Source organism: Inquilinus sp. OTU3971 (assembly GCF_038440215.1).
In genome coordinates, this window is the sequence record NZ_JASATH010000020.1 from 13,073 (window position 1) to 37,050 (window position 23,978).

The 23,978-nt window shown below is 69.6% G+C and carries 25 protein-coding genes; 9 read left to right on the forward strand and 16 right to left on the reverse strand.

What is annotated here, in order from left to right; translation table 11 throughout:
* Positions 1–194 precede the first annotated feature (194 nt).
* Positions 195–1,982, forward strand: a complete 1,788-nt coding sequence (locus AAHM41_RS07470; RefSeq protein WP_342235897.1) for an autotransporter outer membrane beta-barrel domain-containing protein — start codon at positions 195–197, stop codon at positions 1,980–1,982.
* A gap of 26 nt (positions 1,983–2,008) precedes the next feature.
* On the opposite strand, the gene AAHM41_RS07475 is transcribed toward AAHM41_RS07470, so the two are convergent.
* Positions 2,009–2,668, reverse strand: a complete 660-nt coding sequence (locus tag AAHM41_RS07475; RefSeq protein ID WP_342235898.1) for a VOC family protein — start codon at positions 2,666–2,668, stop codon at positions 2,009–2,011.
* 41 nt (positions 2,669–2,709) lie between these two features.
* Positions 2,710–4,029, reverse strand: coding sequence for an epoxide hydrolase family protein (locus AAHM41_RS07480; RefSeq protein ID WP_342235899.1), 1,320 nt, complete (start codon positions 4,027–4,029; stop codon positions 2,710–2,712).
* A 149-nt stretch (positions 4,030–4,178) separates the two neighbouring features.
* Here AAHM41_RS07480 and AAHM41_RS07485 point away from each other — a divergent pair, with 149 nt between their 5' ends.
* From AAHM41_RS07485 to AAHM41_RS07495, 3 genes are all read left to right on the forward strand, one after another.
* Positions 4,179–4,334 (forward strand): hypothetical protein, encoded by a 156-nt coding sequence (locus tag AAHM41_RS07485; RefSeq protein ID WP_342235900.1) that lies wholly within the window; start codon positions 4,179–4,181, stop codon positions 4,332–4,334.
* Positions 4,335–4,459: 125 nt separating this feature from the next.
* Positions 4,460–5,302 (forward strand): FAS1-like dehydratase domain-containing protein, encoded by an 843-nt coding sequence (locus AAHM41_RS07490; protein WP_342235901.1) that lies wholly within the window; start codon positions 4,460–4,462, stop codon positions 5,300–5,302.
* Between the two features lie 171 nt (positions 5,303–5,473).
* A complete protein-coding gene (locus AAHM41_RS07495) occupies positions 5,474–5,755 on the forward strand; it encodes a hypothetical protein (protein WP_342235902.1) in 282 nt (93 codons plus the stop codon).
* 16 nt (positions 5,756–5,771) lie between these two features.
* On the opposite strand, the gene AAHM41_RS07500 is transcribed toward AAHM41_RS07495, so the two are convergent.
* Positions 5,772–6,407: an alpha/beta hydrolase gene (locus AAHM41_RS07500; RefSeq protein WP_342235903.1), complete on the reverse strand. Its 636-nt coding sequence runs from the start codon at positions 6,405–6,407 to the stop codon at positions 5,772–5,774.
* 73 nt (positions 6,408–6,480) lie between these two features.
* A complete protein-coding gene (locus AAHM41_RS07505) occupies positions 6,481–7,413 on the reverse strand; it encodes a ring-cleaving dioxygenase (RefSeq protein WP_342235904.1) in 933 nt (310 codons plus the stop codon).
* A gap of 167 nt (positions 7,414–7,580) precedes the next feature.
* Here AAHM41_RS07505 and AAHM41_RS07510 point away from each other — a divergent pair, with 167 nt between their 5' ends.
* The gene (locus tag AAHM41_RS07510) at positions 7,581–8,534 is read left to right on the forward strand and encodes a LysR family transcriptional regulator (RefSeq protein ID WP_342235905.1); all 954 of its coding nucleotides are present in this window, start codon (positions 7,581–7,583) and stop codon (positions 8,532–8,534) included.
* Positions 8,535–8,656: 122 nt separating this feature from the next.
* Here AAHM41_RS07510 and AAHM41_RS07515 read toward each other — a convergent pair whose 3' ends face one another.
* From AAHM41_RS07515 to AAHM41_RS07565, 11 genes are all read right to left on the reverse strand, one after another.
* On the reverse strand, positions 8,657–9,085 hold the full coding sequence (locus tag AAHM41_RS07515; RefSeq protein WP_342235906.1) for a hypothetical protein: 429 nt from the start codon (positions 9,083–9,085) through the stop codon (positions 8,657–8,659).
* A 41-nt stretch (positions 9,086–9,126) separates the two neighbouring features.
* On the reverse strand, positions 9,127–9,891 hold the full coding sequence (locus tag AAHM41_RS07520) for an SDR family oxidoreductase (RefSeq protein WP_342235907.1): 765 nt from the start codon (positions 9,889–9,891) through the stop codon (positions 9,127–9,129).
* Between the two features lie 159 nt (positions 9,892–10,050).
* On the reverse strand, positions 10,051–11,736 hold the full coding sequence (locus AAHM41_RS07525) for a PAS domain-containing sensor histidine kinase (protein WP_342235908.1): 1,686 nt from the start codon (positions 11,734–11,736) through the stop codon (positions 10,051–10,053).
* A 1-nt stretch (position 11,737) separates the two neighbouring features.
* Complete coding sequence (locus AAHM41_RS07530; protein ID WP_342235909.1) at positions 11,738–12,154, reverse strand: response regulator transcription factor; 417 nt, start codon at positions 12,152–12,154, stop codon at positions 11,738–11,740.
* 60 nt (positions 12,155–12,214) lie between these two features.
* The gene (locus tag AAHM41_RS07535) at positions 12,215–12,862 is read right to left on the reverse strand and encodes a response regulator transcription factor (RefSeq protein ID WP_342235910.1); all 648 of its coding nucleotides are present in this window, start codon (positions 12,860–12,862) and stop codon (positions 12,215–12,217) included.
* 18 nt (positions 12,863–12,880) lie between these two features.
* Positions 12,881–13,414 (reverse strand): RrF2 family transcriptional regulator, encoded by a 534-nt coding sequence (locus AAHM41_RS07540; RefSeq protein ID WP_342235911.1) that lies wholly within the window; start codon positions 13,412–13,414, stop codon positions 12,881–12,883.
* Positions 13,415–13,517: 103 nt separating this feature from the next.
* Positions 13,518–14,267 (reverse strand): SDR family NAD(P)-dependent oxidoreductase, encoded by a 750-nt coding sequence (locus AAHM41_RS07545; RefSeq protein ID WP_342235912.1) that lies wholly within the window; start codon positions 14,265–14,267, stop codon positions 13,518–13,520.
* A 143-nt stretch (positions 14,268–14,410) separates the two neighbouring features.
* Positions 14,411–15,913 (reverse strand): mechanosensitive ion channel family protein, encoded by a 1,503-nt coding sequence (locus AAHM41_RS07550; RefSeq protein WP_342235913.1) that lies wholly within the window; start codon positions 15,911–15,913, stop codon positions 14,411–14,413.
* 179 nt (positions 15,914–16,092) lie between these two features.
* On the reverse strand, positions 16,093–16,734 hold the full coding sequence (locus AAHM41_RS07555; RefSeq protein WP_342235944.1) for an SGNH/GDSL hydrolase family protein: 642 nt from the start codon (positions 16,732–16,734) through the stop codon (positions 16,093–16,095).
* Between the two features lie 25 nt (positions 16,735–16,759).
* Entirely contained in the window at positions 16,760–17,293 is a 534-nt protein-coding gene (locus AAHM41_RS07560) for a hypothetical protein (RefSeq protein ID WP_342235914.1), read from the reverse strand.
* An 89-nt stretch (positions 17,294–17,382) separates the two neighbouring features.
* Positions 17,383–18,270, reverse strand: coding sequence for a GntR family transcriptional regulator (locus AAHM41_RS07565; RefSeq protein WP_342235915.1), 888 nt, complete (start codon positions 18,268–18,270; stop codon positions 17,383–17,385).
* 321 nt (positions 18,271–18,591) lie between these two features.
* Between AAHM41_RS07565 and AAHM41_RS07570 the strand changes: the two genes are divergently transcribed.
* The 4 genes from AAHM41_RS07570 to AAHM41_RS07585 are packed head-to-tail and all read left to right on the forward strand — an operon-like array spanning position 18,592 to position 23,227.
* Positions 18,592–20,121: a sugar ABC transporter ATP-binding protein gene (locus AAHM41_RS07570; protein WP_342235916.1), complete on the forward strand. Its 1,530-nt coding sequence runs from the start codon at positions 18,592–18,594 to the stop codon at positions 20,119–20,121.
* Entirely contained in the window at positions 20,121–21,110 is a 990-nt protein-coding gene (locus AAHM41_RS07575; RefSeq protein ID WP_342235917.1) for an ABC transporter permease, read from the forward strand. The genes AAHM41_RS07570 and AAHM41_RS07575 overlap by 1 nt, the downstream gene beginning before the upstream one ends.
* A gap of 10 nt (positions 21,111–21,120) precedes the next feature.
* Positions 21,121–22,065 carry an ABC transporter permease gene (locus tag AAHM41_RS07580; protein WP_342235918.1) on the forward strand — a complete coding sequence of 315 codons (945 nt, stop codon included), beginning with the start codon at positions 21,121–21,123 and terminating at the stop codon, positions 22,063–22,065.
* A 55-nt stretch (positions 22,066–22,120) separates the two neighbouring features.
* Positions 22,121–23,227 (forward strand): autoinducer 2 ABC transporter substrate-binding protein, encoded by a 1,107-nt coding sequence (locus AAHM41_RS07585; protein ID WP_342235919.1) that lies wholly within the window; start codon positions 22,121–22,123, stop codon positions 23,225–23,227.
* Between the two features lie 59 nt (positions 23,228–23,286).
* Here the strand turns inward: AAHM41_RS07585 and AAHM41_RS07590 are convergent, their stop codons facing one another.
* Positions 23,287–23,919, reverse strand: a complete 633-nt coding sequence (locus AAHM41_RS07590) for a TetR family transcriptional regulator (RefSeq protein WP_342235920.1) — start codon at positions 23,917–23,919, stop codon at positions 23,287–23,289.
* Positions 23,920–23,978 lie beyond the last annotated feature (59 nt).

Genomic DNA, 23,978 nt, shown 5'->3' on the forward strand with positions numbered 1-23,978 from the left:
AGAGTATTTCTCATCACCTGTTTGGCTCGACATCCCATAGCGATCCGATGGCAGGGACGGTCGGCGCACCGCCTCGGGCGGCTTCATCGGCCAGACCCAACGGTTTTCGGCGATGCGGCGCGGTCAGCGCCCGGCCTGAGCATCCGGTCGGGGATCGGGGCAACGGACCCAGCAAGAGACAGGAGGCCAGGAGAATGCAGGACGGTGCAGGGAAACGGCGTGCCGGATGGCGCGCGGTCGCGGTTCTTTCGGGCATGCTGGCGATCGGGTGCGCGGCCTCGGCGCTGGCGCAGACGCTGCCGCTCCCCCCAGGCGACGTGGTGTCCGGCCTGGTCTACCGCCGGGACGGGTCCTCGGTCCCCTCGGTCAGGACCGGGGCCGACGCCAATGCCTATATCTTCAGCACCGCGCCGACCGAATCCTTCGTGAACTCGGCCCCGGCGGCGGTGGTGCGGACCACGGCCGAGACACAGTATGTCCGCGTCTACACCGAAGGCACCACCCGGCCGGTCGGCGGCTTCATCGCCGGCTCCGACACGGTGCGCGGGATGACGGCCGCGGAGATCAAGGACCGGCTCGCCCTGCCCTACCTGCCGGATTCGCTGACCATCGTCCGCGTGCCGGCGGGAACCTGCATCCTGACCGGAAACGGCGCGCCGATCCTGGGCAATTTCCCGGCCAATCCCCCGTCGATCCCGGTCGGCGGCCCCTGGGGCAGCGGCGGCACGGCGCAAAGCCTGCTGATCGGGCGCACCGACGATCCGAACTGCGCCAACCCGCAATTCCTGCCGTCCGACGCCTACACCAACCGGCAGCTGATCGGGGACAAGGCCCTGGCCTATGCGCCACGGGCCGGCGGCGGCAATGCCGGCGCGATCGCCGAGGCGTTGGACCACGCCACGCCGCCGCAGCTGTTCGGCGACATGGACCATGTCTACAACAGCCTCGATCTGCTGAACTACGGCGACGACGACCCGCTGCGGTCGGCGCTGCAGCAGCTGAGCGGCGAGATCTATGCGGACCTGCCCTCGGTCGAGATCGCCGGCGCCCAGACCTTCCTGAATGTGCTGCAGCAGCAGATGCGCCAGTCCCGGACCGGCGGCGGCTCGACGGCCGGCGGGTTCGCCGCCGCGGGGCCGGGCGAGCCCGGCACGACGGGCGCCTGGATCGCCGGGCTGGGCAGCTTCGGCCGGCTGTCGGGCGACGACGACACGCATGATCTCGATTTCGACATCCTCGGCGTCGCCATCGGCTTCGACCATCGCCTGGACGACGCCCTCGCCGTTGGCGGCGCGCTGGCCCTGTCGTCCAGCAGCTTCGACACCCGGAAGCTGTCGGGCGACGGCGACCTCACCACCCTCTCCCTCGGCCTCTACGCCAGCTATTCGCCCGCCGCCTGGTATGTCGACGGCGCGCTGGGCTACGCCCATGGCTGGGGCACGGTGAGCCGGGCGATCTCCTTCCCCGGTATCGACCGCTTCGCCGCCGCCGACACGGATTCGAACCTGTTCCTGTCCGGCATCGAGACGGGCTATCGCCTCGCACTGGGCGACAGCACCGACCTCACGCCCTTCGCCGCGTTCCAGACCATCGTGGTCGGGCAGGACGAGATCACGGAGAGCGGGGCCGGCGCCGTCAATCTCGAGATCGGCGGCCGGACCGTCACTTCGGCCCAGGGCATGCTGGGCGCGGAGCTGGCCCACCGCTTCGATCTCGGGCTGGGCGCCCCGCTCGGCCTGTCGCTGCGGGCGGCGTGGAGCCATGACGTCGGCGACACGGACCGGTCCTTCGATGGGCGGTTCGAGGGCTCGGACGCGGAATTCACCGTGGACGGCGCCCGCGCCCCGCGCGACCAGGCCAGGATCGGCGTCGGCGTCACCCTCGCGGCGCAGGCGGTGAACCTGTTCCTGCGCTACGACGGCAGCTTCGCCGACGGCTATCGCAGCCAGGCCGCCACCGGAGGACTGCGCGTCAGCTTCTGAACCTTTCCGTCCGGCGACTGCCCCGCCTACAGGGGCAGTTCCTGGCCGGCCTGCTCGCGGACGATGTATTCGGCGTACCAGTCCGGCCAGTTGGCATCGTGCTGCCCGCCGTTCCGCTTCTCGTGCTCGCCATGCGCGGCCGCCGCGCGCCGCAGCGTGGCCGCGAGATCGCGGGACGAGCCGAAGGTCGTGTCTCCCTCGACGCGCCCGGGCAGCCGCGCGGTGACCTCCTGCAGCAGCCAGCCATTGCCGTCCGGATCGCTGAACGCGGCGAAGGAGCTGTAGCTGCGCCGCTCCGGGTCCGGGCCGCTGAGGCGGCCGGTCCGGCCGGCTTGGTGGAACACGCCGCCGGCGTCGTGGAACACCTCGACCTCGACGCCGCGGGCCACCAGGTCGGCGCGCGCCGCCTCGATGTCGGAGACGACGAGGTAGAGGCCCTGGGCGGAGCCGGGCGCGGCCGAGGTGACGCCCCTGCCGAAGATCACCGAGGCCGGCGAGCCCGGCGGCGTGAACTGGAGGACGCGGAAGCCGTCGTCACGGGCGAAATCGGCGTCGAGCCTCCAGCCCAGGCCGCTATAGAAACGCTTGGCGCGATCGACGTCGGACACCGGGATGACGGCGATCTCGAGCTTGAAGTCGACCGGCCGTGTGGCCGGGGTTGCGGTTTCGCTCTGGGTGCTGCTCATGTCGAACTCCTAGGATTGGCGGGTCGAGAGGGCGGCGCGCGTCAGGGCAGCCGGCGCAACGGCCGGAACGCGGCCCTGACCTCGGCGGAGAACAGCTCCGGCTGCTCCCAGGCGGCGAAGTGTCCGCCTTTGTCGACCTCGTGGAAATACGCCAGGTTGGGGTAGGCGCGGCGGGCCCAGCTCTCCGGGGCCAGGTAGGTCTCCCCCGGGAACACGGTGATCGCCACCGGCAGCGCGATCTCGCTGGTCTTCTCCGCGGCGGCGGACACGACGCTGCGGCCGCCGACCTCCCAGTACAGCCGCGCCGCCGAGGTCGCGGTGTTGGTCAGCCAGTACAGGGTGATGTCGTCCAGCACCTCGTCCGGCGACTTCTCGGGATCGCGGCCGTCCCAGGTCCAGGACGAGAAGCCCGGATGGCCGAGCAGGAACGCCGCCAGGCCGGCCGGGGAATCCGCCAGGCCGTAGCCGATGGTCTGCGGCCGGGTGCCCATGATCGTGGCATAGGACCGGTTGCCCCTCTTCGCGGCGGTGCTGAGCGCGTCGAACGCCGCGCGCTCCTGGTCGGAGAGGCCGTCGGGCGCGGGACCGCCATCGGCCAGCACCTTGAGGATCTCCGGCGGCACCGTCGCCGGCAGGTTGATGTGGATGCCCAGCAGCCCCGCCGGCGCCAGCCGCGCCATGGCGCTGGAAACCGGCGAGCCCCAGTCGCCGCCCTGGGCGACGTAGCGGGTGTAGCCGAGGCGCTGCATCAGCACCGCCCAGGTCCGGGCGATGCGGTCGGGTCCCCAGCCGGTGTCCGCCGGCCGGCCGGAGAAGCCGTAGCCCGGCATCGACGGGATCACCACGTCGAAGGCGTCCTCGGCCGTCCCGCCATGGGCGGTCGGGTCGGTCAGCGGGCCGACGATCCTGAGCTGCTCGAACACCGATCCCGGCCAGCCATGGGTGATGATCACCGGCAGGGCGCCGGGATGCTTCGAGCGGACATGGATGAAGTGGATGTCGAGGCCGTCGATCGTGGTGATGAACTGCGGCAGGGCGTTCAGCGTCGCCTCCGCCCGCCGCCAGTCGTAGCCGGTGCCCCAATGCTCGACCAGTGGCCGGAGCTTGGCCAGCGGGATGCCCTGCGACGGGTCCGTTTCCTGGTCGGGCCAGCGCGTCGCGGCGATCCGCCGGCGCAGCTCGGCAAGGTCGGCCTCGGGGATGTCGACGCGGAACGGGCGGATGGCGTCGCCGTTGGCCGCAGCGGCCGGACGGGCCGGCAGCAGGCCGGCACCGCCCGCCGCGGCGATGCCCATCGCGACCGTGCCCAGGAAGCGGCGACGGCCGTGGTCGATCGTTTCACCGGTGGTTGCCATGCGCATCGACGATCTCCTTTCATGGATGGGACGACGATTGGCTGACACGGCATGTGGGCAGCGGCCGGACATTCGCCCGTTAGCTGCTGTGAGGCGCTGTTGGCTCTTGCCAGCAGGATGCGCGCCACGAGACCTTTCAGGCCGAGGGACCAGGAATGCACACGACCATCGGCGACCATCAGGACATCCGTGACGCCGTGCGGGCGCTCTGCGCGGAGTTCCCGCCAGAGTACCACTGCAAGGTCGACCAGGCGCGGGGCTATCCCGAGGCCTTCGTCGACGCCCTGACCCGGGCCGGCTGGACCAGGTGAAGACGAAGTCCGAGGGGCTGTGGCGCCGATCTCGACCAACCTGATCCTGAGCTATGTCGCCGAGCATGTGCTCGGCCTGCCGAGGTTGTTCTGATGGTTGGAGATGGAAAGAAGGAGCCGAGCGCATGACCACCCTCGACATCGATCACCTGCGCTCCTGGATCGGCCGCGAGGAGGTGGCGGAGGACATCGTCACCGCCGATCTCGTCCGCAAGTTCAAGGCGACGCTGGATCTTCCCGGTGGTCCGCCGCAGGTCGGGGAGGTCGCGCCTCGCCTGCTCCATTTCTGCCTCGCGCAGCCGGCCTCGCCGACGGCGTCGCTCGGCCCGGACGGCCACCCGCAGCGCGGCGGCTTCCTGCCGCCGGTGCCGCTGCCGCGCCGGATGTGGGCCGGCGGCAGCGTGACCTTCCACGGCGACCTGCGGGTCGGGGACAGCGTCCGACGCGTCTCCCGCATCGGCAACGTCGTGGCCAAGGAAGGCCGCAGCGGGCTGCTGTGCTTCGTCACCGTCGATCACAGCATCGAGGTGGCCGGCCTGTCTTTGCTGCAGGAACGGCAGGACCTCGTCTATCGCGGCCTCGACGGCGGCGCGACGAAGACCGTGCCCGCGCCGGCCGAGCGTGGCCGGCACCGGCGCCGGGTCGACGCATCCCCGCCCCTGCTGTTCCGTTACTCCGCGTTGACCTTCAACGGCCACCGCATCCATTACGACCGCCGCTATGTCACCGAGGTCGAGGGTTATCCCGGGCTCGTGGTCCATGGGCCGCTGCAGGCGACGCTGCTGCTGCATTTCGCGGCGGAGATCCGCGGCGCGCCGCCGGCGCGGTTCGACTTCCGCAGCCTGTCGCCGCTGTTCGACGACGACCCCGTCATCCTGCATGCGGAGGAGACCGGCGACGGGCTGACGCTGTGGACCGCCCGGGAGAACGGGCCGGTGGCGATGACGGCGGAGGCCGGCTGGGCCTGACGACGCGTCTCGACATCGTCGCGCCGCCTTTCATCCCGGGCAGCGGCCGCTCGTCCCACACCAAGGTATAGGTCACCCCAACCAATGCCCAGCAACGCAGACGCCAATGGGCAATAGGGCGGCACGCGGCTTCGGCCTTAGCCTCTAGGGGAACTGGAGCGGAGGCACATCATGCGGCACGCACAAGGAACCGGCACCCACCATCCGACGCCCGCGAGGGCAACGGGGGTCACTGCGACCATCTGCGGCTTTGCCATCCTGTCCCTGGTCACGGTGCTGGGCGTCTCGATCGCCTCCGACGCCGCGGATGGGACGGGCGACGAAACCCCCGTCCATCTTCTCACCCGTCCGGCCGCCATCGGGGCGGAATCGACCGCGATCGCGACGGCGAGGCCCTTCTATGGACCTGGCTGCATCGCGATGGCGGCCTCCCGGCCCGTCGAAGCCCGCTGATATCGGCTGGCGGCTCTCAGCCGAGCTGATGGGCCGGGGCGGTCGCAAGCTCCCGCAGCCACGCGCTGGCGGTCGCGACATCGGCCTGCGACAGGCCGTGGCCCGACGGCAGAACCCGATGCCGGACAGCGGCGCCACTATCCCTGAGCAGCCCGGCAAGGCGCGCCGCATTGTCGGCCGGCACGATCGGGTCCAGCTGGCCCGACAGCAGCAGCACCGGCTTGCCCCGCAGTTCCACGGGCGGAGGATCGCCAAGCGGCACCATCGCCCGCAACAGGATGGCCCCGGCCAGCGCCTCCGGCCGCAGCTGCAGCACGGCGGCGGCGATGTTCGCCCCGTTGGAGAAGCCGAGCGCCACCGGGGCCGGCAGGCCATAGGCCGCACGGGCCTCGGCGACGAAATCCGCGAGCTCATGCGCCCGGGCCCGGACATCCTCCTCGTCGAACACGCCCTCCCGCAGCCGGCGGAAGAAGCGCGGCATCCCGCCTTCCAGCACCTTGCCGCGGGGCGACAGCAGCGCCGAGCCCGGGGCGACGGCACGCCCCAGCGGCAGCAGGTCGGCCTCGTCGCCGCCGGTGCCGTGCAGCAGCAGCAGCGGCGGCGCACCCGGCTCCGCGCCGGGCTCGAACCGATGGATGAAGGCTTGGGTCATCGCGCAAGCTCCGATCTCTGGCGTAGACAGGGTCCGGACGCCGCGGTGGGCGTCCGGCAAAAGATGGTGGAGGTCAGGCGACGTCCGGCAGGACCCGCTCGATCTCGGCGCGATGCGGCTCCAGGAAGCGCGGCAGCTTCAACGCCTGGCCGAGCGTGGCCGCCGGCTCGTCGACCGCGAAGCCCGGGATGTCGGTCGCGATCTCGAACAGGACATGCCCCGGCTCCCGGAAATAGACCGAGCGGAAATAGGCGCGGTCCTTCTGCTCGGTGGTGAGCAGCCGGTGGTTCTCGGCCAGCCGCTTCACCATCTCGGCCTGGGCCGCGTCATCTGCGGCGCGGAAGGCGATGTGGTGCACCGAGCCGGCGCCGGGCCGGCTGGGCAGGGCCCCGCCGGCCGCCTGCAGATCGACGATGCCGCCGATCGCGGTGTCGCCCGCCCGGTAGCGGACCACGGCCCCTTCCCGCCCGATCTCGGTGAAGCCGAGCACGTCGTCGAGGACCGCGCCGGTCGCGGCCGTGTCCTCGAGCAGCAGGCTGACGCTGTGGAAGCCGCGGATCGCATGCTCCGCGGGAACGTCGCCGCCGGCCCAGCCGGGCTCGTCGCCGATTCCGGGTACCGCGACGAGGGCCAGGCGCATGCCGTCCGGGTCCTTGAAGGCCAGCACGGTCTCGCCGAAACGCTGCTCCACGGCCTGGTGCGGCACGCCCGTCTCGACGAAGCGCTGCACCCAGTAGCCGATCGCCCCCTCCGGCACGCGGAACACCGTCTCCTGCGTCTCGCCGCTGCCGAGGCGCCCCGGCGCGACATGGGCCCAGGGGAAGAAGGTCAGGATGCTGCCGGGCTGGCCGGCCTCGTCGCCATAGTAGAAGTGATAGGTGCCGGGATCGTCGAAATTGACCGTCTTCTTCACCAGCCGGAGCCCGAGCACCCGCGTGTAGAAGTCGAGGTTCCGCTGGGCGGGCCCGGCGATCGCCGTGACGTGATGAATGCCGCTGCTGCGCATGATGTGCCTCCAGATCGCGAGCCCATTGGCCCGCCCGTGGCCCTTCAGATAATACCGATCGCGTCCCGGGCCGATGGTCAAACGCTTGCATCTGCGCAAAGATGCCTCTGCATTTTGGCAATATACCTTGCGCCACGGAAAGGAACCAGCTTGCCAGGATCGAGGATATGAGCGAGCCCTTCGGCGACATCTCCTGGGATGATTTCCGCCTGATCAAGGCGATTGCCGACGGCCGGGGCCTGCCCGGTGCCGCCGCCCAGCTCGGCCTCAACCACTCCACAGTGTTCCGCCGCCTTGGGCAGGTCGAGCAGGCCCTCGGCGCGACGCTGTTCGAGCGGCATCGCTCCGGCTATGTCCTGACCCCGGTCGGCGAGGAGATGGTGGAGCTGGCGACCCGCCTCGACGGCGACATCACCGGCTTCACCCGCAAGGTCGCCGGCCGGACGATCTCGCCGGCCGGCGAGCTGCGCGTCACCACCAATGATTCCCTGCTGATCCATGTGCTGACCCCGCTCTTCGCGCGGTTCCAGCGCGAATGCCCCGATATGCGGCTGGACGTCGTGCTGAGCAACGAGCCCCTGAACCTGTCCAAGCGCGACGCCGACGTCGCGATCCGGGCCACGGACAGCCCGCCCGAGACGCTGGTGGGCCGGCGGGTCGCCCGGATCGCCTGGGCGCTGTACGGCCGGGCAGCCGATTTCCCCCGGCCCGAGCGCCCTGCCCTGCGCGAGCTGGCCGACCGGTCCTGGGTGTCGCTCGGCGACAATCTGGCGGCGCTCAAGGCGGTGCGCTTCGTCCGGCAGCACGTCGCCCCGGAGCGGATCGTGTACAGGATCAACACCGTCCTCGGCCTGGCGGAGGCGGTCGAAAGCGGGATCGGCATCGGCCACCTGCCCTGCTTCATCGGCGACGTCCGTCCGACGCTGGTCCGGCTCGCGCCGCCCGACCCCGATTTCGCCGCGGATCTCTGGCTGCTGACCCATCCCGACCTGCGCCAGTCGGCCCGGGTGCGGGTGTTCCTCGACCATCTGGCGGGCGAGATCGGCAAGTCGCGGCCGCTGTTCGAAGGCGATCGGCCCGTCGCGGCGATTCCGGCAGCGGACACGGCAACCGCCCGGTGATCAGGACTGCGCCGCCATGGGTGGCAGCGCAGTCCCCGAAGCCGGTCAGGCAGTGTCCTTGGCCGGCGTCTCGACCTTGTGGACGGAGCGAAGGCCGACCTGGAAGATGTTCAGGCGCAGGGTCATCGGTAGGTCTCCTTCAGGACAAGGCTGGTCGAGCGGGCGTCTGCGATTGCCCAGAGGGTCAGGAGCACGCCAAGCGCTGCCGGGAGCGTAACGGCCGGAAAGTCGCGGATCAGCACCGACGGCCCGCAGATGCCGACGGCGACCTCCCAGTAGTGGAACAGGGCGTGTCCGCTCAGCCATAGGGTGGGGGCCGCCCATGAGATGATGCGGTATCGCGGCTCCGCAGCACCGAACAGGTAGGCGGTGCCGACGAACAGGAAGATCAGGCCGATATCGCGGATGAAGTGCTGGTTGAACGGGCCGGTCGTGGTCACGCCGGGCACCGCGAAGTACCAGGCTTCGGGCGACACCAGCATGAAGACGCCGTTCGCCTCGGCCAGGAACCCCATCAACACGGCGACGCCGATGCAGAGATTCTTCAGCATGGATGGATCCTCTCGAATGCCGCGGGCCGCGGCGGCGCCGGCTATTTCTTCTTCGGCGGCGGCGGGACGTTGGCGAGCCACCAATCGATGCTGGTGGTGCCGAGACGGGCATCCGGGCCGGGCATCAGCGACCGGTCGTCCACCCTGACGCCGGAATACGACGCCTCCGGATCCGTGATGACCCGGCGCGGATCCTTGTCGTAGGCGAGGACCCTGGCGACCAGATCGTCGAGGTGGAACGGGGCGGGGCCGGCCACCTCCTGCATCCGGTTCGTCGGCGCGGCCAGCGCCGCCTCGGCGACCGCGGCCGCGACGTCCTGCGCCGCCATCGGCTGGAACAGCGTGTGCGGCAGACGCACGGCACCGTCCACCATCGAGAGGTCCGCGATGCCGCGGATGAACTCGAAGAACTGGCAGGCGCGGACCAGGGTGTAGGGGATCGGCGACGCCTTGATCAGGCTTTCTTGCGCCAGCTTGGCGCGGAAATAGCCGCTGTCCAGCAGCCGTTCGGTCCCGACGACCGACAGCGCGACGTGATGCCGGACGCCGGCCTTCACCTCCGCTGCGGTGATGTTCCGGCCGGCGGTCTGGAAGAACTCCATGGCCGGCCCGTCCTCGAAGGACGGCGAGTTGGCGAGGTCGACGACGATTTCGGCGCCCGTCAGCGCCTCGTCCAGCCCCTTGCCGGTGATGGTGTCGACGCCCGTGTTCGGCGCGGCGGCGAGGGCCTGGTGGCCCTTCTGGGCCAGCCTGGCGACAACCTTCGAACCGATCAGGCCGGTCCCGCCTATGACGACGATCTTCATGGTTCACCTCTCGCGAACGGGGCACCGGGCGCCGTCTCTGCGTCACGGCCGGCGCCTGGAAACGACAGGAAGGATCGTAGATCTCAGGCCCCCTCCTCCATTGTGCCGGCCGGTAGTCCGGCACACCGAAGGATGGGATATCCTGTCCTTTGGGAGAGGTCAGGCCGGGTCGGGCTCGGCCGGAAGCCACAGCCGGAAGCACGCGCCGCCCTCGGGGCGGTTCGAGGCGGCGATGCCGCCGCCATGCGCCGTCATGATCGACTGGCAGATGGCGAGGCCGAGCCCCATGCCCTCGTCCTTGGTGGTGAAGAAGCCCTCGAAGATGCGGTCGAGGTCGTCTTCCGGGATGCCGGGGCCGTTGTCCCGGATCACGAAGACGACCTCGCCGCCGGAGCCGAGCCCGGTGCTCAGCTCGACGCGGCCATCCCTGGTGCCGGCCTGGCTGATCGCCTGGACGCTGTTGACCAGCAGGTTGACGATCACCTGCTGCAGCTGGACCCGGTCGCCGATCACGCGGGGCAGGCCGAGCCCGAGCTTCGTCGACAATCGGATCGACCGGGACTCGATGTCATGACGCAGGAACAGCAGCGCCTCGTCGACCACCTCGTTCAGGTCCAGGGGCAGGCATTCCGGCGCATGCTTCGCCGTCATCGCCCGGATGCGGTGGACGATCTCGTTGGCGTGGCGGGCGCTGTCCACGATCCGGGTCGTCAGCTGAACCACCTTTGCCAGATTCGGCTCATCGCGCGACAGCCAGCGCAGGCTTGTCTCCGCATTGGTGAAGATGGCGGCGAGCGGCTGGTTCACCTCATGCGCGATCGAGGTGGCGAGCTCGCCGAGGGTCGAGATGCGGGCGGCGCGCGTGAAATCGGCCTGGAGCTGGCGCAGCTGCGCCTCGGTGCGCAGCCGGTCGGTGAGGTCGTCCAGGCCGATGACCGTCACATCCAGCTGCTCCGGCGGCGTCGGAAAGGTCACCGCGATCCGCACGTCGCGCAGCCGGCCGTCGAGCGTGCGCAGCTTCATCACCTCGTCATGGCTTCGGCGACCGTCGAAATGCGCGATCGTGACTCGCCGGGCCGTCTCCGGGGATGCCTTGAACAGGCATTCCACCGAGCCGATGAGATCCGCCGGGCTCCTCGCGCCGAACAGCAGCGCCGCGGCCGGGTTGACCTCCGTGATCCGCACGCTCCGCTCCGCGAAGGCGATCAGCTCCGGATGGGCATCGAGGTATGACTCGATGTCGACGACGCCCTCCGCCTTCAGCCGCGCGAACACCCGGCCCATCACCCTCGCATCGACCCGGAGAAGGGGATTGGGCATGTGGTGGATGAGCTTGCGGTAGCGTTCCTCGCTCGCCCGCAGCGACCAGTAGGACCGACGATCGTTCATCGCGCCCTTCACCGCAACGAACACCGTGTCGGCGCCGGCCTCCTGCGAGCGCCACACCGTCAGTACGGGGGCCTGCAGCAGCAGCGAGGTGATATCGCGGCTCCGCGTCGCATCAGGGGACCGGTCGGCCACAACCTCGGCGATCAGTTCGGCAAGGTCGTCCTGGCTGTCCGGCGGCCAGAAATCCGCGACGGGCCGGCCGATCATCTCCTCGCGGCCCTCGAGAGTCCCCACCAGGTGCGCGGCCCGGTCGTTGACGTCAACGACACGCGAGCGCCCCAGCACCTCTGCCGCCCAGTTCGCCTGGCGCAGATCGCCGCCCGACGGGCCGGCGCCGATGAACGTCCGGGCGTCCGCCGTGTCGAGCTCCCAATGGGGCGACCCGCGATACAGCGCATCGATCTCCAGGACGATTCTGGAGTCAGGGTCGCCGGCCGCAGGAAGCGTCTCGGACATGTCAGCCTCCGGGTGAGTCTTCGCCGGGCCCCTCGTCGTGGCCGAGGGCCGACCTCAGGTGACCGAGCAGTGCGCAGTCGTCCACCGGCTTGGCCAGATAGGCGCAGGCGCCGCCTTCCAGCGCCCGCGCCCGCCCCGCCGGATCGGGGGCGGAGGTGATCATGACCACGGGCATGGTCGAGCCGAGCGCCCGCAGCCGGCGCTGCAGATCGATCCCGTCCATCCCCGGCATCCGGACGTCGGTGATGAGGCAATCGAACCGCCCGGGCGCGAGGTCCGCGAGGAAGGCCGCCGCGCCATCAAAGGCCTCGGTCGAGAAGCCCATCACCTGAACGAGCTCGCACAGCGCGTCGCGCATGGCTTCGTCATCATCAACGATCGCGATAACGGGCACTTTGGACAAACGATCGGCCTTCATCGACGCGGCTTGACGGCCATGTCACGCCATCCGCAGCCGGTTTATAACTATCCCCGTGGTCTAGGTCGGCGCCTCGTCACGAAGGTCGGCGGGAAGGGCCTCCCACGCCCGGATCAGCTCGCCGACCGACGTCGCGTGCATCTTCCGCATCACGTTGCTGCGGTGCAGCTTGACCGTGACCTCGCTGATGCCGAGGTCGTAGGCGATCTGCTTGTTGAACCGCCCCAGCGCCACGGCGCGCAGCACCTGACGCTCGCGCCGGGTCAAGCTCTTGTGGTCGTCGACGTGCTGCCGGGCGATCCGGGCCTTGGCCCGCTGCGCGACATCGCGCTCGATGCCGGCCGAGACGGCGTCCAGCAGGGTCTGGTCGCGGACCGGCTTGGTCAGGAAATCGATGGCGCCGGCCTTCATCGCCTGGACCGTCATCGGAATGTCGCCATGGCCGGTCAGGAACACGATCGGCTTGGTCTTGCCGTTCGATGCGAGCTGCTGCTGCAGATCGAGGCCGCTGGTCCCGGGCAGGCGCACGTCGAGCACCATGCATCCGGAGCGGTCCGGCAGCTTCGTGTCCAGCAGCTCGCGCGCCGAGGCGAAGCCGGCGGCATCGAGCCCCACCGAGAACATCAGCTCCTGGAGCGCGGAGCGGACGGCCTCGTCGTCATCGACGATCAGCACCAGGGGGCGCTCCGTTGCAGCGACCGTGTTCATGGGGCGAATCCGGTTCTATCAGGCGGTTGAGGCAACGCCGGATCTGCGGCCGCGGCCGTTGACCCGGCGGTCGATCCACTCCTGCAGCTCGTTCGAGAATTCGGGCGGCGCCTTGCGGTAGACGACCGTCGCAATATCGGCCAGGGACTGCGCGGCCAGCGACTCCCGCATCGCCCTCTCCGCCCGCAGCATCACGGCGTGGATCGAGCAGGTGCCGGCCAGCGCCCAGCCGGGCGGGCTGTCCCCGAACACGGCACAGCGGCCGCGGATCTCCTGGCAATCGAACAGCGGCTTGCGGCCCTCGATCGCGTCCACGATCGCGAGGACGCTGATGTCCTCCGGCTGTTTGGCGAGCACGTAGCCGCCGCGCACGCCCTCCGTCGCCTGGACAATCCCGGCCTTCTCCAGCTTGGCGAAGATCTTGGCGAGGAAGCTCGGCGACAGCCCCTGGAGGTCGGCGAGGTCGCGGCAGCTCAGCGGGGTCTCACCCTTGTCGATGAGCCACAGGAGGCAATGCATGCCGTATTCGACGCTGACAGTCACATGGGCCATAACTCGGACTCTAACAGTCCGAGTAACGAGCCGCAACGGCAAACACAGATAGATTCTATCCTAGTTTAGGGATCGGCCGCCTGCCGCGGCCGATCCCGCCAGCTCAGAGCAGCGCCATGCCGCCATCGACCCGCAGGTTGATGCCGGTGACGAAGCTGCTGGCATCGGAGGCGAGGAACAGCGCCGCCCGCGCCAGCTCGTCCGGCCCGCCCAGCCGGCCCAGCGCGATCCCCGCGGCCATCGCCGCGGTGAAGGAGTCGCGCTTCTCAGGCGGGACGCCCAGCTTGTCGAGGATCGCCGTGTCGACCGGGCCCGGGCTCAGCACGTTGACCCGGATGCCGCGATCCTTTAGCTCGATAGCCCAGCTCCGGGCGAAGGCGCCGATCGCCGCCTTGGAGCCGGCATAGACCGCATGGCCATCGAGCACCTTCTCGCTGGCGAGCGAGCCGACCAGGATGATCGCCCCGCCGTCGCGCAGGATCGGGGCCATTTTCTGCACGCCGAAGAACACGCCCCGGGCGTTGATGCCGAACTGCATGTCGTATTCGGCCTCGGATACATCGGCCGAATGGGTGATCTGGTTGACCCCGGCATTGGCCATGTAGATGTCGAGATGGCCGAAGCGCCGCACCACCTCCTCGGCGACACGACCATGGTGTGCCGGATCGGCGACATCGCCGTCGATCCCGAGCGCGCCGAACCCGATCTCCTGCACCGCCTGGTCGACCACGGACCGGCGGCGGCCGGTGATCACGACCTGTGCGCCCTCGGCCGCGAAGGCCTTGGCGGCGGCCAGGCCGATTCCGCTGTTGCCGCCGGTCACCAGCGCGACCTTGTCCCTCAGCTTCTGCATCTGATCATCCTCGGATTTGCCGTCGCGGCCGCAGCGACGGCCGCAACGCAATCTCCGGCAGCCGGGGATCCGGCCGCCACTGGGCGGATGTCTGGTTCCGCACACCGATGGCTAGCTGACCCTGGACCTCGGCATGGGTTGCGTCAGCTGGCTGCTCTCTTACGGAAGACGGTCTGGATGGCCCCCAGGAAGAAATGATGGCCGCGGCCATGCGCCAGCCCCTCGCCGGCATGCGCCTGGGCTTTCTCGACACGCGCGGACAGGCGGTGGGCGAGATCCTCGGCCAGGGCCGGCCGGTTCTCGATCAGCGGCCCGAAGGCGGCCTGGTCGATCTCGTAGACGGTCACGCGGGTGAGGGCCTCCAGCGTGCAGGCCTCCCCCATGCCGGCCAGCAGCCCGGTCTCGCCGAAGAAGTCGCCGGGGGCGAGCCGGCCGACCTCGCTGCCACCGCGGCGCATCAGAACGACGCCGGCGCGGACGATCATCAGTGACGACAACGCGTCTCCCTCACGGACGATCACGTCGCCCTTGCGATACCCCCGCGTGGCGGCCGTGTCGGCGAGCGCCCGCTTTTCCTCCTGCGTCAGCGCGGCGAAGATCGGCATCGCCTCGATCAGCTCCGCCGGCGAGACCTGCGGCGGACGCGCCGTCTCCTCCGTCGGCAGATCCTGGGGGGCAATCACGGCGTTCGCCGGCAGCGCCAGCAGCAGCCCGGCCGCCTTGCAATGGCGGTAGACGAGGTCGAGGACCTCGTTCTTGGCCTTTGTCCGCTGCGCCGGGCTGGCCACCCGGAAGTTCAGCTCGATCTCCAGCGCCGTCGCGTCCAGCCCCCGCAATGCAACGGTCGGCGGCGGCTCCTTCAGGGTGGATTCCGAGCTGAGAAGGGCCGATTGCATGACATCCGCGATGATCGCCGGCATCCGCGTCGGGGCGACGCGCATGATGAGCGACACCGAATGCGTCTCGTCGGGGCGGCTGACATTGGTCAGGCCGAGCCCGGCCAGGAAGCTGTTAGGCAGCACGACGATGTTGTTCGAGCCGGTCAGGAGATGGGTCGAGCGCCAGGTGCTCTCGACCACGCGGCCCTCCGTTCCGTCGCTGAGCACGATCCAGTCGCCGATCGCGAAGGGCCGGCCCAGCGTCATGGCGATGCCCGAGAAGACGTCGCCCAGCGTGTTCTGCAGGGCGAGGCCCAGGATGATGGCGATGACGCCCGAGGTAGCGACCAGGGTGCCGATCGGAATGCCGAAGACGAAGGCCAGGATCGACAGGGCCACGCCGAGATAGACGGTGCCGACCACCAGATCCTGCAGCAGCCGCGCCTCGCGTGGGAGTCGCTCGAGGACGAGGTAGATGCGGACGAAGCCGATGAGCGCCCAGGCCAGATGCACCCACCAGAGCAGCCGGGCGGAGACGACGATCAGGCCACTGTCCTCCGCGGTCCGGTGGCCATCGAGGATGAAGGGGGACACGTTGCTGCGCAGGAGGATCGCCGTCATCACCGCGAAGAACCCGATCTGCACCACGAGCCGGGTGGCCGATCGCTGCCGCGGGATCAGGTGCCAGACGAGGATCCCGGCGAGCCCGACCAGATCGAGATGCGCGAGTGGAGACGCCAGCAGCGCCGAGGCGGACATCTGATCCATCGCATGTCCTGTTCCGGCCGGCGACGGGGGAGCGGGATGCCCGCGCCGGTCGACCGGCGCCCACCTCGTGCGTGAGCCTGACGGACAAGCCTATCCTGCGGGTGCGGCCCGGAGCGATCCGCCCGAGGGCGAGGTTGGCCCATACCGCGGCATAGGTCGACCGGGCCTCGGTGCTGTCGTCAGCCCAGCCTCAGCAGCTGCCGGACCACCGGCACCAGCGCCTGGCCGATCGCCCGGGTGTTCGCGGCGTCGAGATGCACGCCGTCGACCGGAGACGCCACCGCCACGGCCGCCGCATCGAAGAAGGCGCAGCCGCAGTATTCCGCGGCATCCCGATAGCGCGGCGCCAGCCTCTGCGATTCGGCGATGCTGCGGCCGCCGGCCGGCTGCCAGTCGCCGCCCACGGTCTCGCCGAACAGCGGCGGGGAGACGATCAGCACCTGCGGGGTGGCGGCGCCCCGGCCATAGGGATAGGTCCTGGCGATCTCGGCCAGCCGCTCGATCCCGGAACCCGCGCCGAGGGCGGTGCCGCAGACATGCGGCTTCAGGTCGTTGGTGCCGAGCAGGATGATCACGAGGTCGAGGGGATAGTGGCTGCCCAGCAGCGTCGGCAGGATGCTCGCGCCGTTGCGGTCGGCCGCCGCGCCGTGATCGTCGAACATGGTGGTGCGCCCGCCGAGGCCCTCGGCGATCACCCGGGCCGATCCGTCCAGCCCGGCCTCGAGCACGCTGGGCCAGCGGTCCTCGAAGCGGTGGCGGCCGCCGCTCACGGGATCGGCGCCCCAGGTCAGGCTGTCGCCGAAGGCAAGGATGGTCTTCACGTCGCTCAAGCTCGTCGCTCCGCTCTCACGCCGCCCGCCCCAGCAGCGTCGGCCGCTCCAGCGGCCCGGCATTGGTGTTGACCCGGCGGTCCAGCCGGACGTCGCCGTCGCCGAAGGTCAGGGTCACGGTGTCACAGAACGCGGTCTCGACGAAGCGCCAGGTCATCTCCAGCCGCCTTTCGTCGCGCCAAACGCCGCGGGCGATCACGCGCAGCGAGTCCGGCTGGTACTCGTGGTGCAGCAGGTTGCCGGTCATGACCAGCTCGTCCAGCTGGGGATGGAACAGCCAGCCGTCGAAGCTGAGGCCCAGCGGCGCCAGCGCGGCGAAGCCCTGGCAGAAGTCCGGGTCCAGCGCCAGGCCGCGCGGCCCCGGATTGCCGAACATGCCGATACCCGCCGCGTCCCAGCGCAGCGGCTGGCGGATGCCGCGGAACCGCCCCTGCCCCGCTTCGATAAGCTCCGGCCGGCCGCGGGCTGCGGCTCGGTCGGCATCGCTGCTATGGAAGCGGCCGCGCCACGGATGAATGGAAGCGGCCGCGCCACGGATGCGAGCGCCCAACCACGATTGATGAGTTGCATAATATAGCAACGTAAGTCAATTCGATTTTGCACGTGCCAAAGCGGCATGGCTCTCGCGGCGCGGTGCGGCTAGCCCAGGGTGCCGTCGGCCTTCAGCTTGAGGGCATATTCGAGGTGGAAGCGGATGAACTCGGCCGCCTTGGCGACGTCGCCGGCCTCGAGCAGCTCGAGGATGCGCAGATGCTCCAGGGACTGGCCGACCAGGCGGCTGCGGTCGACCGTCTTGCGGTACTCCGCCAGCCGGCGGCTGGCGTTCACCCGCTTGATCGATTCGATGAAGTAGAGGTTGCCCGAGCCGGCGACGATCATCTCGTGGAAATGCGAGTTGATCTCGAACAGCTTGGTGCGCGACAGAGTGCGGTAGTCGCCGTCCAGCAGGGCCTGCTGCTGCGCCCGCGCCCGGCGGAACGCCTCCTCGTCGACCGTGTAGCCCGGCTGCAGGATGGCGGCGGGCTCGATCGCGATGCGGAACTGGTAGGCCATCCGGTAGGCCTCGCTGGAGGTCAGCACCGGCAGGAAGCCCCAGCCCTTGCCGGGCAGGCGCTCGACCCATCCTTCCCGCGCCATCCGCGTCAGGATCCGGATCGCCTCGCTGCGCGACAGGCCGTAGCGCCGCATGATCTCATTCTCGCTGACCCGGTCCGGCAGCCGGCCGGACAGCCGGTCTTCGGCGAGCTGGAAATAGGCCTCCTCGCCCGCCTCCGGGCTGGCATCGGCCGCGATGTCGATTGCGAGGGCCGCGGGATCCTGCGCCAGGAAGAAGCCCCGGTTGGCCTCGCGCCGGACGACGCCCCGGGCCTCGAGCAGCTTCAGCGCGTCATTGACCGGGGACCGCGACACGCGGAACAGATCGGCCAGCTTCTGCGCCGGCAGATGATCGTTCGCCCGCAGCGGCTGGTCGCGGGCGTAGTCGATGATGCGCGCGGCGATCTGCGGCGTCAGCGGCGATGGCGGCATCGGCCCCTCTCGTCATGGCGGCCGAAGATTGTACTTTCAATTGTCATTGTGCAATAGCCCCCGCACCGTTTCTCCGGCAATCGCAGGATGCCCCAGCAGGGCGGGCCGGATCCCCTTGGAGGAGGTGACAGTAAAACCTCTTTATGGTCTGATGATTGGATCAGGGACGAAGCGCCCCGCGCCTCGATCTCCAATGACGGTCTTCGGAACCGGATCGACAGGGATGGAAGCCACCCATGGGGTTCAGGGGAAAGAACGCATCGGCGGAGCAGGACTCTCCCGGCTGCGCCCGGCGTCGACCGCTCGGATGCGGGGCTGGCCTTGACCGTCGCTGACGCCGGCATGACCGCAGTCGTCGAGCTTGCCGGTGTGTCCAAATCCTTCGCCGGGCTGACGGTGCTGAAGGACATCAGCTTCGATGTGCATCCCGGCGAGGTGCATGCCCTGCTTGGCGAGAACGGCGCCGGCAAGTCGACGCTGATCAAGATCCTCGCCGGCGTCCATCGCGCCGATGCCGGGGAGCTGCGCGTCGACGGCAGGCCGGCGAGCTTCTCCTCGCCGCGCGAGGCGCAGCAGGCCGGCATCGCCACAGTCTATCAGGAGCTGCTGCTGTTTCCCGAGCTCACGGTCGCCGAGAACATCTTCCTCGGCCATGCGCCGCGCCGGTCCTGGGGCGGGCTCGACTGGGAGGCGATGCGGATCAGGGCGCGCGAGCTGCTCGACTCGCTCGACAGCCACGACCTCGACGTCGACCTCCGGGTGGGCAGCCTTTCGGTCGCCAACCGCCAGCGGGTCGAGATCGCCAAGGCCCTGTCCTGGAACGCCCGTCTGGTCATCATGGACGAGCCGACGGCGGCGCTGGCCGACGCCGACGTCAAGCGGCTGATGGATGTGGTGCGCCGGCTGCGCGGCCAGGGCGTGGGCATCGTCTATGTCAGCCACCGCATGGCGGAGATCTTCGCCCTGGCCGACCGCGTCACCGTGCTGCGGGACGGCGCCCTGATCGGCACAAGGCCGATCGGCGAGGTCGACGAGAAGACGCTGGTGTCGATGATGGTCGGCCGCTCGATCGAACAGCTGTTCCCCAAGGGCGAGGCCGCGATCGGGCGGACCATGCTCGAGCTGCGCAACGTCTCCTACAACACGACGGTGCAGGACATCTCCCTGTCGCTGCATGCCGGCGAGATCCTGGGCATCGCCGGGCTGGTCGGCTCCGGCCGCACCGAGCTGGCGCTCACGATCTTCGGCATCACCCCGGCCACGGCGGGGGAGATCCTGCTGGACGGCAAGCCGGTCGCGATCGGCGGGCCGGGCCAGGCCCGGGACCTGGGCATCGCCTATGTGCCGGAGGACCGGGGCATGCAGGGCCTGATCCGGCCGCAGACGGTGCGCGAGAATGTGTCGCTCGCCGTCCTCGGCCGGATCGCCAAGGCCTCCATCGTCGACCTGCGGCGCGAAGGCGCCCTCGCCCGCGACGCCATCAAGCGCTTCGGCATCCGCACCCGCGGCCCCGAGCAGGCGGTGCGCCAGCTGTCCGGCGGCAACCAGCAGAAGGTGGTGCTGGCGAAATGGCTCGCCACCGAGCCGCGCATCCTGATCCTCGACGAGCCGACGCGCGGCATCGATGTCGGCGCCAAGGCCGAGGTGCATGCCCTGATCAGCCGGCTCGCCGCCCAGGGCCTCGCCATCCTGCTGATCTCGAGCGAGCTTCCCGAGGTGCTGGGCATGAGCGACCGAATCCTGGTCATGAGCGGCGGGCGCATCGCCGCCGCCTTCGACCGGGCGGAGGCGACGCCCGACGCGGTCGGCGCGGCGATGACGCGGTCCGGCGACGCGGCGGAGGCGGCCTGATGACCACGATCACGGCCGCGGCCCGCTCCTCGGCCCGGAGCGGACGGTTCGGCCGCTTCCTCGGAGCCTACGGCCAGGAACTGGTCATCCTCGGCGCCCTCGTCGCGCTCTTCGTCGTGGTCGGCGCCGTCAACCCGCGCTTCCTGAGCGACACCAACCTGACGAGCATCTTTTCGAGCAACGCCTATATAGCGGTGGCCGCGCTCGGCATGTCCCTGGTCATCATCTCGGGCCATATCGACGTGTCGATCGGCTCGCTGATCGGCGTGCTGGCCACGCTGTCCGGCACGCTCGCGGTCGGCGGCTATCCGGTCTGGGTCGCCTGGACGGCGCCGATCCTCGCCGGCGTGGTGGTCAACGCCTTCGTCGGCGGCCTCGTCGCCTATGCCCGCATCCCGTCGATCGTGGTGACGCTGGGCATGCTGTCGATCCTCAAGGGCGGCCTGATCAGCGTCACCGACGGCGCCTGGATCACCAACCTGCCGGCCGACTACCTGATCGCCCAGAAGCGCCTCTTCGGCCTGCCGCTGCCGATCTACTTCATGGTCGTGCTGACGCTCCTCACCGCCTTCTGGATGCGCTATTCGGCCTTCGGCCGGTCGATCTATGCCGTCGGCGGCAATGCCGAGGCGGCGCGGGCCACCGGCATCCGGATCGAGCCCACGACCGTCGCCGTCTTCGCCATCCACGGCGTCTTCGCCGGCATCACCGCCGTGCTGTTCGCGACCCAGCTGCAGGTCATCCAGTCGACCGTGCCGCCCAATCTCGAGCTCACGGTCATCACGGCATCGGTCATTGGCGGGGTGTCGATCCTGGGCGGCATGGGCACGGTGATCGGCTCGACCCTCGCCGCCCTCCTGTTCGCCACCATCGGCTCGGCGCTGATCTTCCTCAACGTGTCGGCCTACTGGCTGCGCGCCGTGCTCGGCCTCCTCATCCTCGTCACGGTGCTCGCCGACATGGTGCGGCGCCGGCGCGTCGCACTCTGAGGAGGCGCCGGTGTCGCTGCGCTTCCTTCTACGGCACGAGACGATCCTCGCCATCCTGGTCGCGCTGGCGCTGGCCCTGCTGGCTACCCAGTCGGACCGCTTCTTCACCATCGACAACCTGCTGAACCAGGGCCGGCTGATGGCCGAGGTCGGTCTCGTGGCGCTGGCCATGACCTTCGTCATCGTCACCGGCGGCATCGACCTATCGGTCGGATCGATCCTCGGGCTCTGCGCCATCCTGCTCGGCGTGTTCTGGAAGACTCTCGGCCTACCGCTGCCCGCCGCGATGACCCTGGCGCTCGTGGTCGGCGCGGTGGCGGGGCTGGTCAACGGCCTGATCATCACCCGCTTCCGGGTGCCGCCGCTGATCGCCACCCTGGCCACCCTCGCCCTCTATCGCGGCCTGGCCGAGGGCATCAGCCAGGCACGCTCGGTGCGCGGCTATCCGGAGTGGTTCTTCGGCCTCGGCCAGGGCGAGGCGCTGGGCGTGCCCTCGCAGCTCTGGATCCTGCTGATCGTCACGGTGGCCGCCGCCGTGGTGCTCGGCCTCACCACCTTCGGCCGCTCGACCTATTCGGTCGGCGCCAACGAGACGGCCGCCCGCTTCTCGGGCATCGGCGTCGACCGCACCAAGCTCTTGATCTACACCGGCTCGGGGCTAATGGCGGGGCTCGCCGCCGTGGTCTTCGTGTCGCGCGTGTCGACCACGCGCTCGGACATGGGCACGGGGCTGGAGCTCGACGTCATCACCGCGGTCGTCCTCGGCGGCACCAGCATCTTCGGCGGCCGTGGCACGATCATCGGCACGGTGCTCGGCCTCATCCTGATGCAGGCCATCAAGAACGGCCTGTCCCTGGCCGGGGTGAAGGGCGACGGCACCATCGTCGTCATCGGCGTGGTGTTGATCCTCGCCATTCTCATCGGCAACCTGTTCCGCCGCGACGGCGACGGCTGACCAAGAAGCGCGGGCCTCGCCGGATTCCGGCCCGCAAACAGTGGAGGAGATGGACATGAGGCGGACGACATGGGCCCTGGCGCTCGGCGTGCTGCTGGCCGCCGGTGCGGCGCGGGCGGATTCGGCCTGGACGGGCGGCGACGACCTGCCGACCAGCCCGCTGGCCTGCGACGGGACGGCCGCGGCGGTGGCGGCGAAGCCCTATGACGGCGGCACCCCGACCGGCGCGCCGGACCGCGCGGGCAAGCCCCTTACCGTGGTCGACATTCCGAAGCTGATCGGCATCGGCTATTTCAACGCGACCTCGAAGGGCATCGCCGACGCGGCCAAGGAGCTCGGCAACGTCAGCGCCAAGACGGACGGGCCGACCAAGGCCAATATCGACGAGCAGATCACCTTCATCGACAACACCATCACCAGCGGCGTCGACGGCATCCTGTTCGCCGCCAACGACCCCGTGGCCATCGCGCCGGTGCTGAAGAAGGCCCTGTCGAAGGGCATCAACGTCGTCGGCTACGACGCCAATTCGACGCCGGACGCCCGCCAGTGGTTCGTCAACCAGGCGGAGTTCAACGGCATCGCCAAGTCGCTGATCGACAACCTGGCGAAGGAGATCGGCGAGGACGGCTCCTTCGCCATCGTCACCTCGACCTTCACCACGCCGAACCAGGCGCGCTGGATCGCCGAGATGGCGGCCTATGCCGAGAAGTGCCACCCGAAGCTGAAATGGCTGGAGACGGTCGAGGCGCAGGAGGACAACATCCTGTCCTTCAACCAGGCGACGACGCTGATCAACAAGCATGGCGACGAGCTCAAGGGCATCGTCGGCATGACCAGCGTGGCGACGCCGGCCTCCGCCGAGGCGGTCACCCAGGCCGGCAAATGCGGTTCGATCGCCGTGGTCGGCCTGGCCACGCCCAACGCCATGAAGCCGTATGTGGCGAAGGACTGCGTCAAGTCGGTGGTGCTGTGGAACCCGGTCGACCTCGGCTATGCCGCCATGTATGTGCTGCGAGCCGTGGCCGACGGCACGCTCAAGCCGGGCGCGACCTCGGTGAAGGCCGGCAAGCTCGGCGACCTGCAGGTCGTCAACGGCAGCGAGATCCTGCTCGGGGCGCCCTTCGTCTTCACCAAGGCGAACATCGACAAGTTCGACTTCTGAAGCCGCGGCAGCGGCCGATGCATCGCCTCTGCACTGAGCAGGGCGGTGCATCGGCCGCCTCAGTCAGTCCCGAGGCCTTTGAGATAGGCGCAGACCATGTCGGCCATGGCGTCGGCATAGGCTGTGATCTCCGCCGCAGTCCGGGGCGTTTCCGAAAACTGCTTGCCCACCGCGCTGAGCGTCGCCGTGATCAGGTCGCCGGCCAGGGCGCGCGTTGCGTCCGAGGCCTCGGGCAGCGCCTCCCGCATGAAGACCTCGACGGAGCGGCGGCCCGACTCCTTCACCTCCCGCGCCTCGGGCGCATCGCGGTAGAGCGGAGCCGCATCGGCGAGCGCCATGCGCATCGCGGCCTCCTCGCATTCCGAGCGGAGGAAGGTATGGACAAGGGTGCGCAGCCGCTCCTGCGGCGGTGATCGGCGATCCTCGAGGATGGTGCGCAGCAGATCGCTGGTCTGCCGCCATTCGTCGCTCTGCAGCCGGAACAGGATCGCCGCCTTGTTCGGGAAGTACTGGTAGATCGACCCGACGCTGACCCCCGCCTTCTCGGCCACCCGCGCCGTGGTGAAGCGCTGGGCACCCTCCTTCGCCAAAACCTGAACAGCGGCCTCCAGGATCGCGTCGACGAGCCCTGTCGAGCGCGCCTGCTGCGGCTGCTTTCGCGAGGAAATCTGCGGTATTTGGCGATCGGACACGGCTATGCGGGGGCAATGCGACTCAGGAACCTGACGAACTAGTCGTATTTTGGCCCCGG

Bases quoted from the DNA above. Each gene is read 5' to 3' on its own strand.
- AAHM41_RS07470 (WP_342235897.1), top strand. From the start codon at position 195: ATGCAGGACGGTGCAGGGAAACGGCGTGCCGGATGGCGCGCGGTCGCG.
- AAHM41_RS07475 (WP_342235898.1), bottom strand. From the start codon at position 2,668: ATGAGCAGCACCCAGAGCGAAACCGCAACCCCGGCCACACGGCCGGTC.
- AAHM41_RS07480 (WP_342235899.1), bottom strand. From the start codon at position 4,029: ATGCGCATGGCAACCACCGGTGAAACGATCGACCACGGCCGTCGCCGC.
- AAHM41_RS07485 (WP_342235900.1), top strand. From the start codon at position 4,179: ATGCACACGACCATCGGCGACCATCAGGACATCCGTGACGCCGTGCGG.
- AAHM41_RS07490 (WP_342235901.1), top strand. From the start codon at position 4,460: ATGACCACCCTCGACATCGATCACCTGCGCTCCTGGATCGGCCGCGAG.
- AAHM41_RS07495 (WP_342235902.1), top strand. From the start codon at position 5,474: ATGCGGCACGCACAAGGAACCGGCACCCACCATCCGACGCCCGCGAGG.
- AAHM41_RS07500 (WP_342235903.1), bottom strand. From the start codon at position 6,407: ATGACCCAAGCCTTCATCCATCGGTTCGAGCCCGGCGCGGAGCCGGGT.
- AAHM41_RS07505 (WP_342235904.1), bottom strand. From the start codon at position 7,413: ATGCGCAGCAGCGGCATTCATCACGTCACGGCGATCGCCGGGCCCGCC.
- AAHM41_RS07510 (WP_342235905.1), top strand. From the start codon at position 7,581: ATGAGCGAGCCCTTCGGCGACATCTCCTGGGATGATTTCCGCCTGATC.
- AAHM41_RS07515 (WP_342235906.1), bottom strand. From the start codon at position 9,085: ATGCTGAAGAATCTCTGCATCGGCGTCGCCGTGTTGATGGGGTTCCTG.
- AAHM41_RS07520 (WP_342235907.1), bottom strand. From the start codon at position 9,891: ATGAAGATCGTCGTCATAGGCGGGACCGGCCTGATCGGTTCGAAGGTT.
- AAHM41_RS07525 (WP_342235908.1), bottom strand. From the start codon at position 11,736: ATGTCCGAGACGCTTCCTGCGGCCGGCGACCCTGACTCCAGAATCGTC.
- AAHM41_RS07530 (WP_342235909.1), bottom strand. From the start codon at position 12,154: ATGAAGGCCGATCGTTTGTCCAAAGTGCCCGTTATCGCGATCGTTGAT.
- AAHM41_RS07535 (WP_342235910.1), bottom strand. From the start codon at position 12,862: ATGAACACGGTCGCTGCAACGGAGCGCCCCCTGGTGCTGATCGTCGAT.
- AAHM41_RS07540 (WP_342235911.1), bottom strand. From the start codon at position 13,414: ATGGCCCATGTGACTGTCAGCGTCGAATACGGCATGCATTGCCTCCTG.
- AAHM41_RS07545 (WP_342235912.1), bottom strand. From the start codon at position 14,267: ATGCAGAAGCTGAGGGACAAGGTCGCGCTGGTGACCGGCGGCAACAGC.
- AAHM41_RS07550 (WP_342235913.1), bottom strand. From the start codon at position 15,913: ATGGATCAGATGTCCGCCTCGGCGCTGCTGGCGTCTCCACTCGCGCAT.
- AAHM41_RS07565 (WP_342235915.1), bottom strand. From the start codon at position 18,270: ATGCCGCCATCGCCGCTGACGCCGCAGATCGCCGCGCGCATCATCGAC.
- AAHM41_RS07575 (WP_342235917.1), top strand. From the start codon at position 20,121: ATGACCACGATCACGGCCGCGGCCCGCTCCTCGGCCCGGAGCGGACGG.
- AAHM41_RS07585 (WP_342235919.1), top strand. From the start codon at position 22,121: ATGAGGCGGACGACATGGGCCCTGGCGCTCGGCGTGCTGCTGGCCGCC.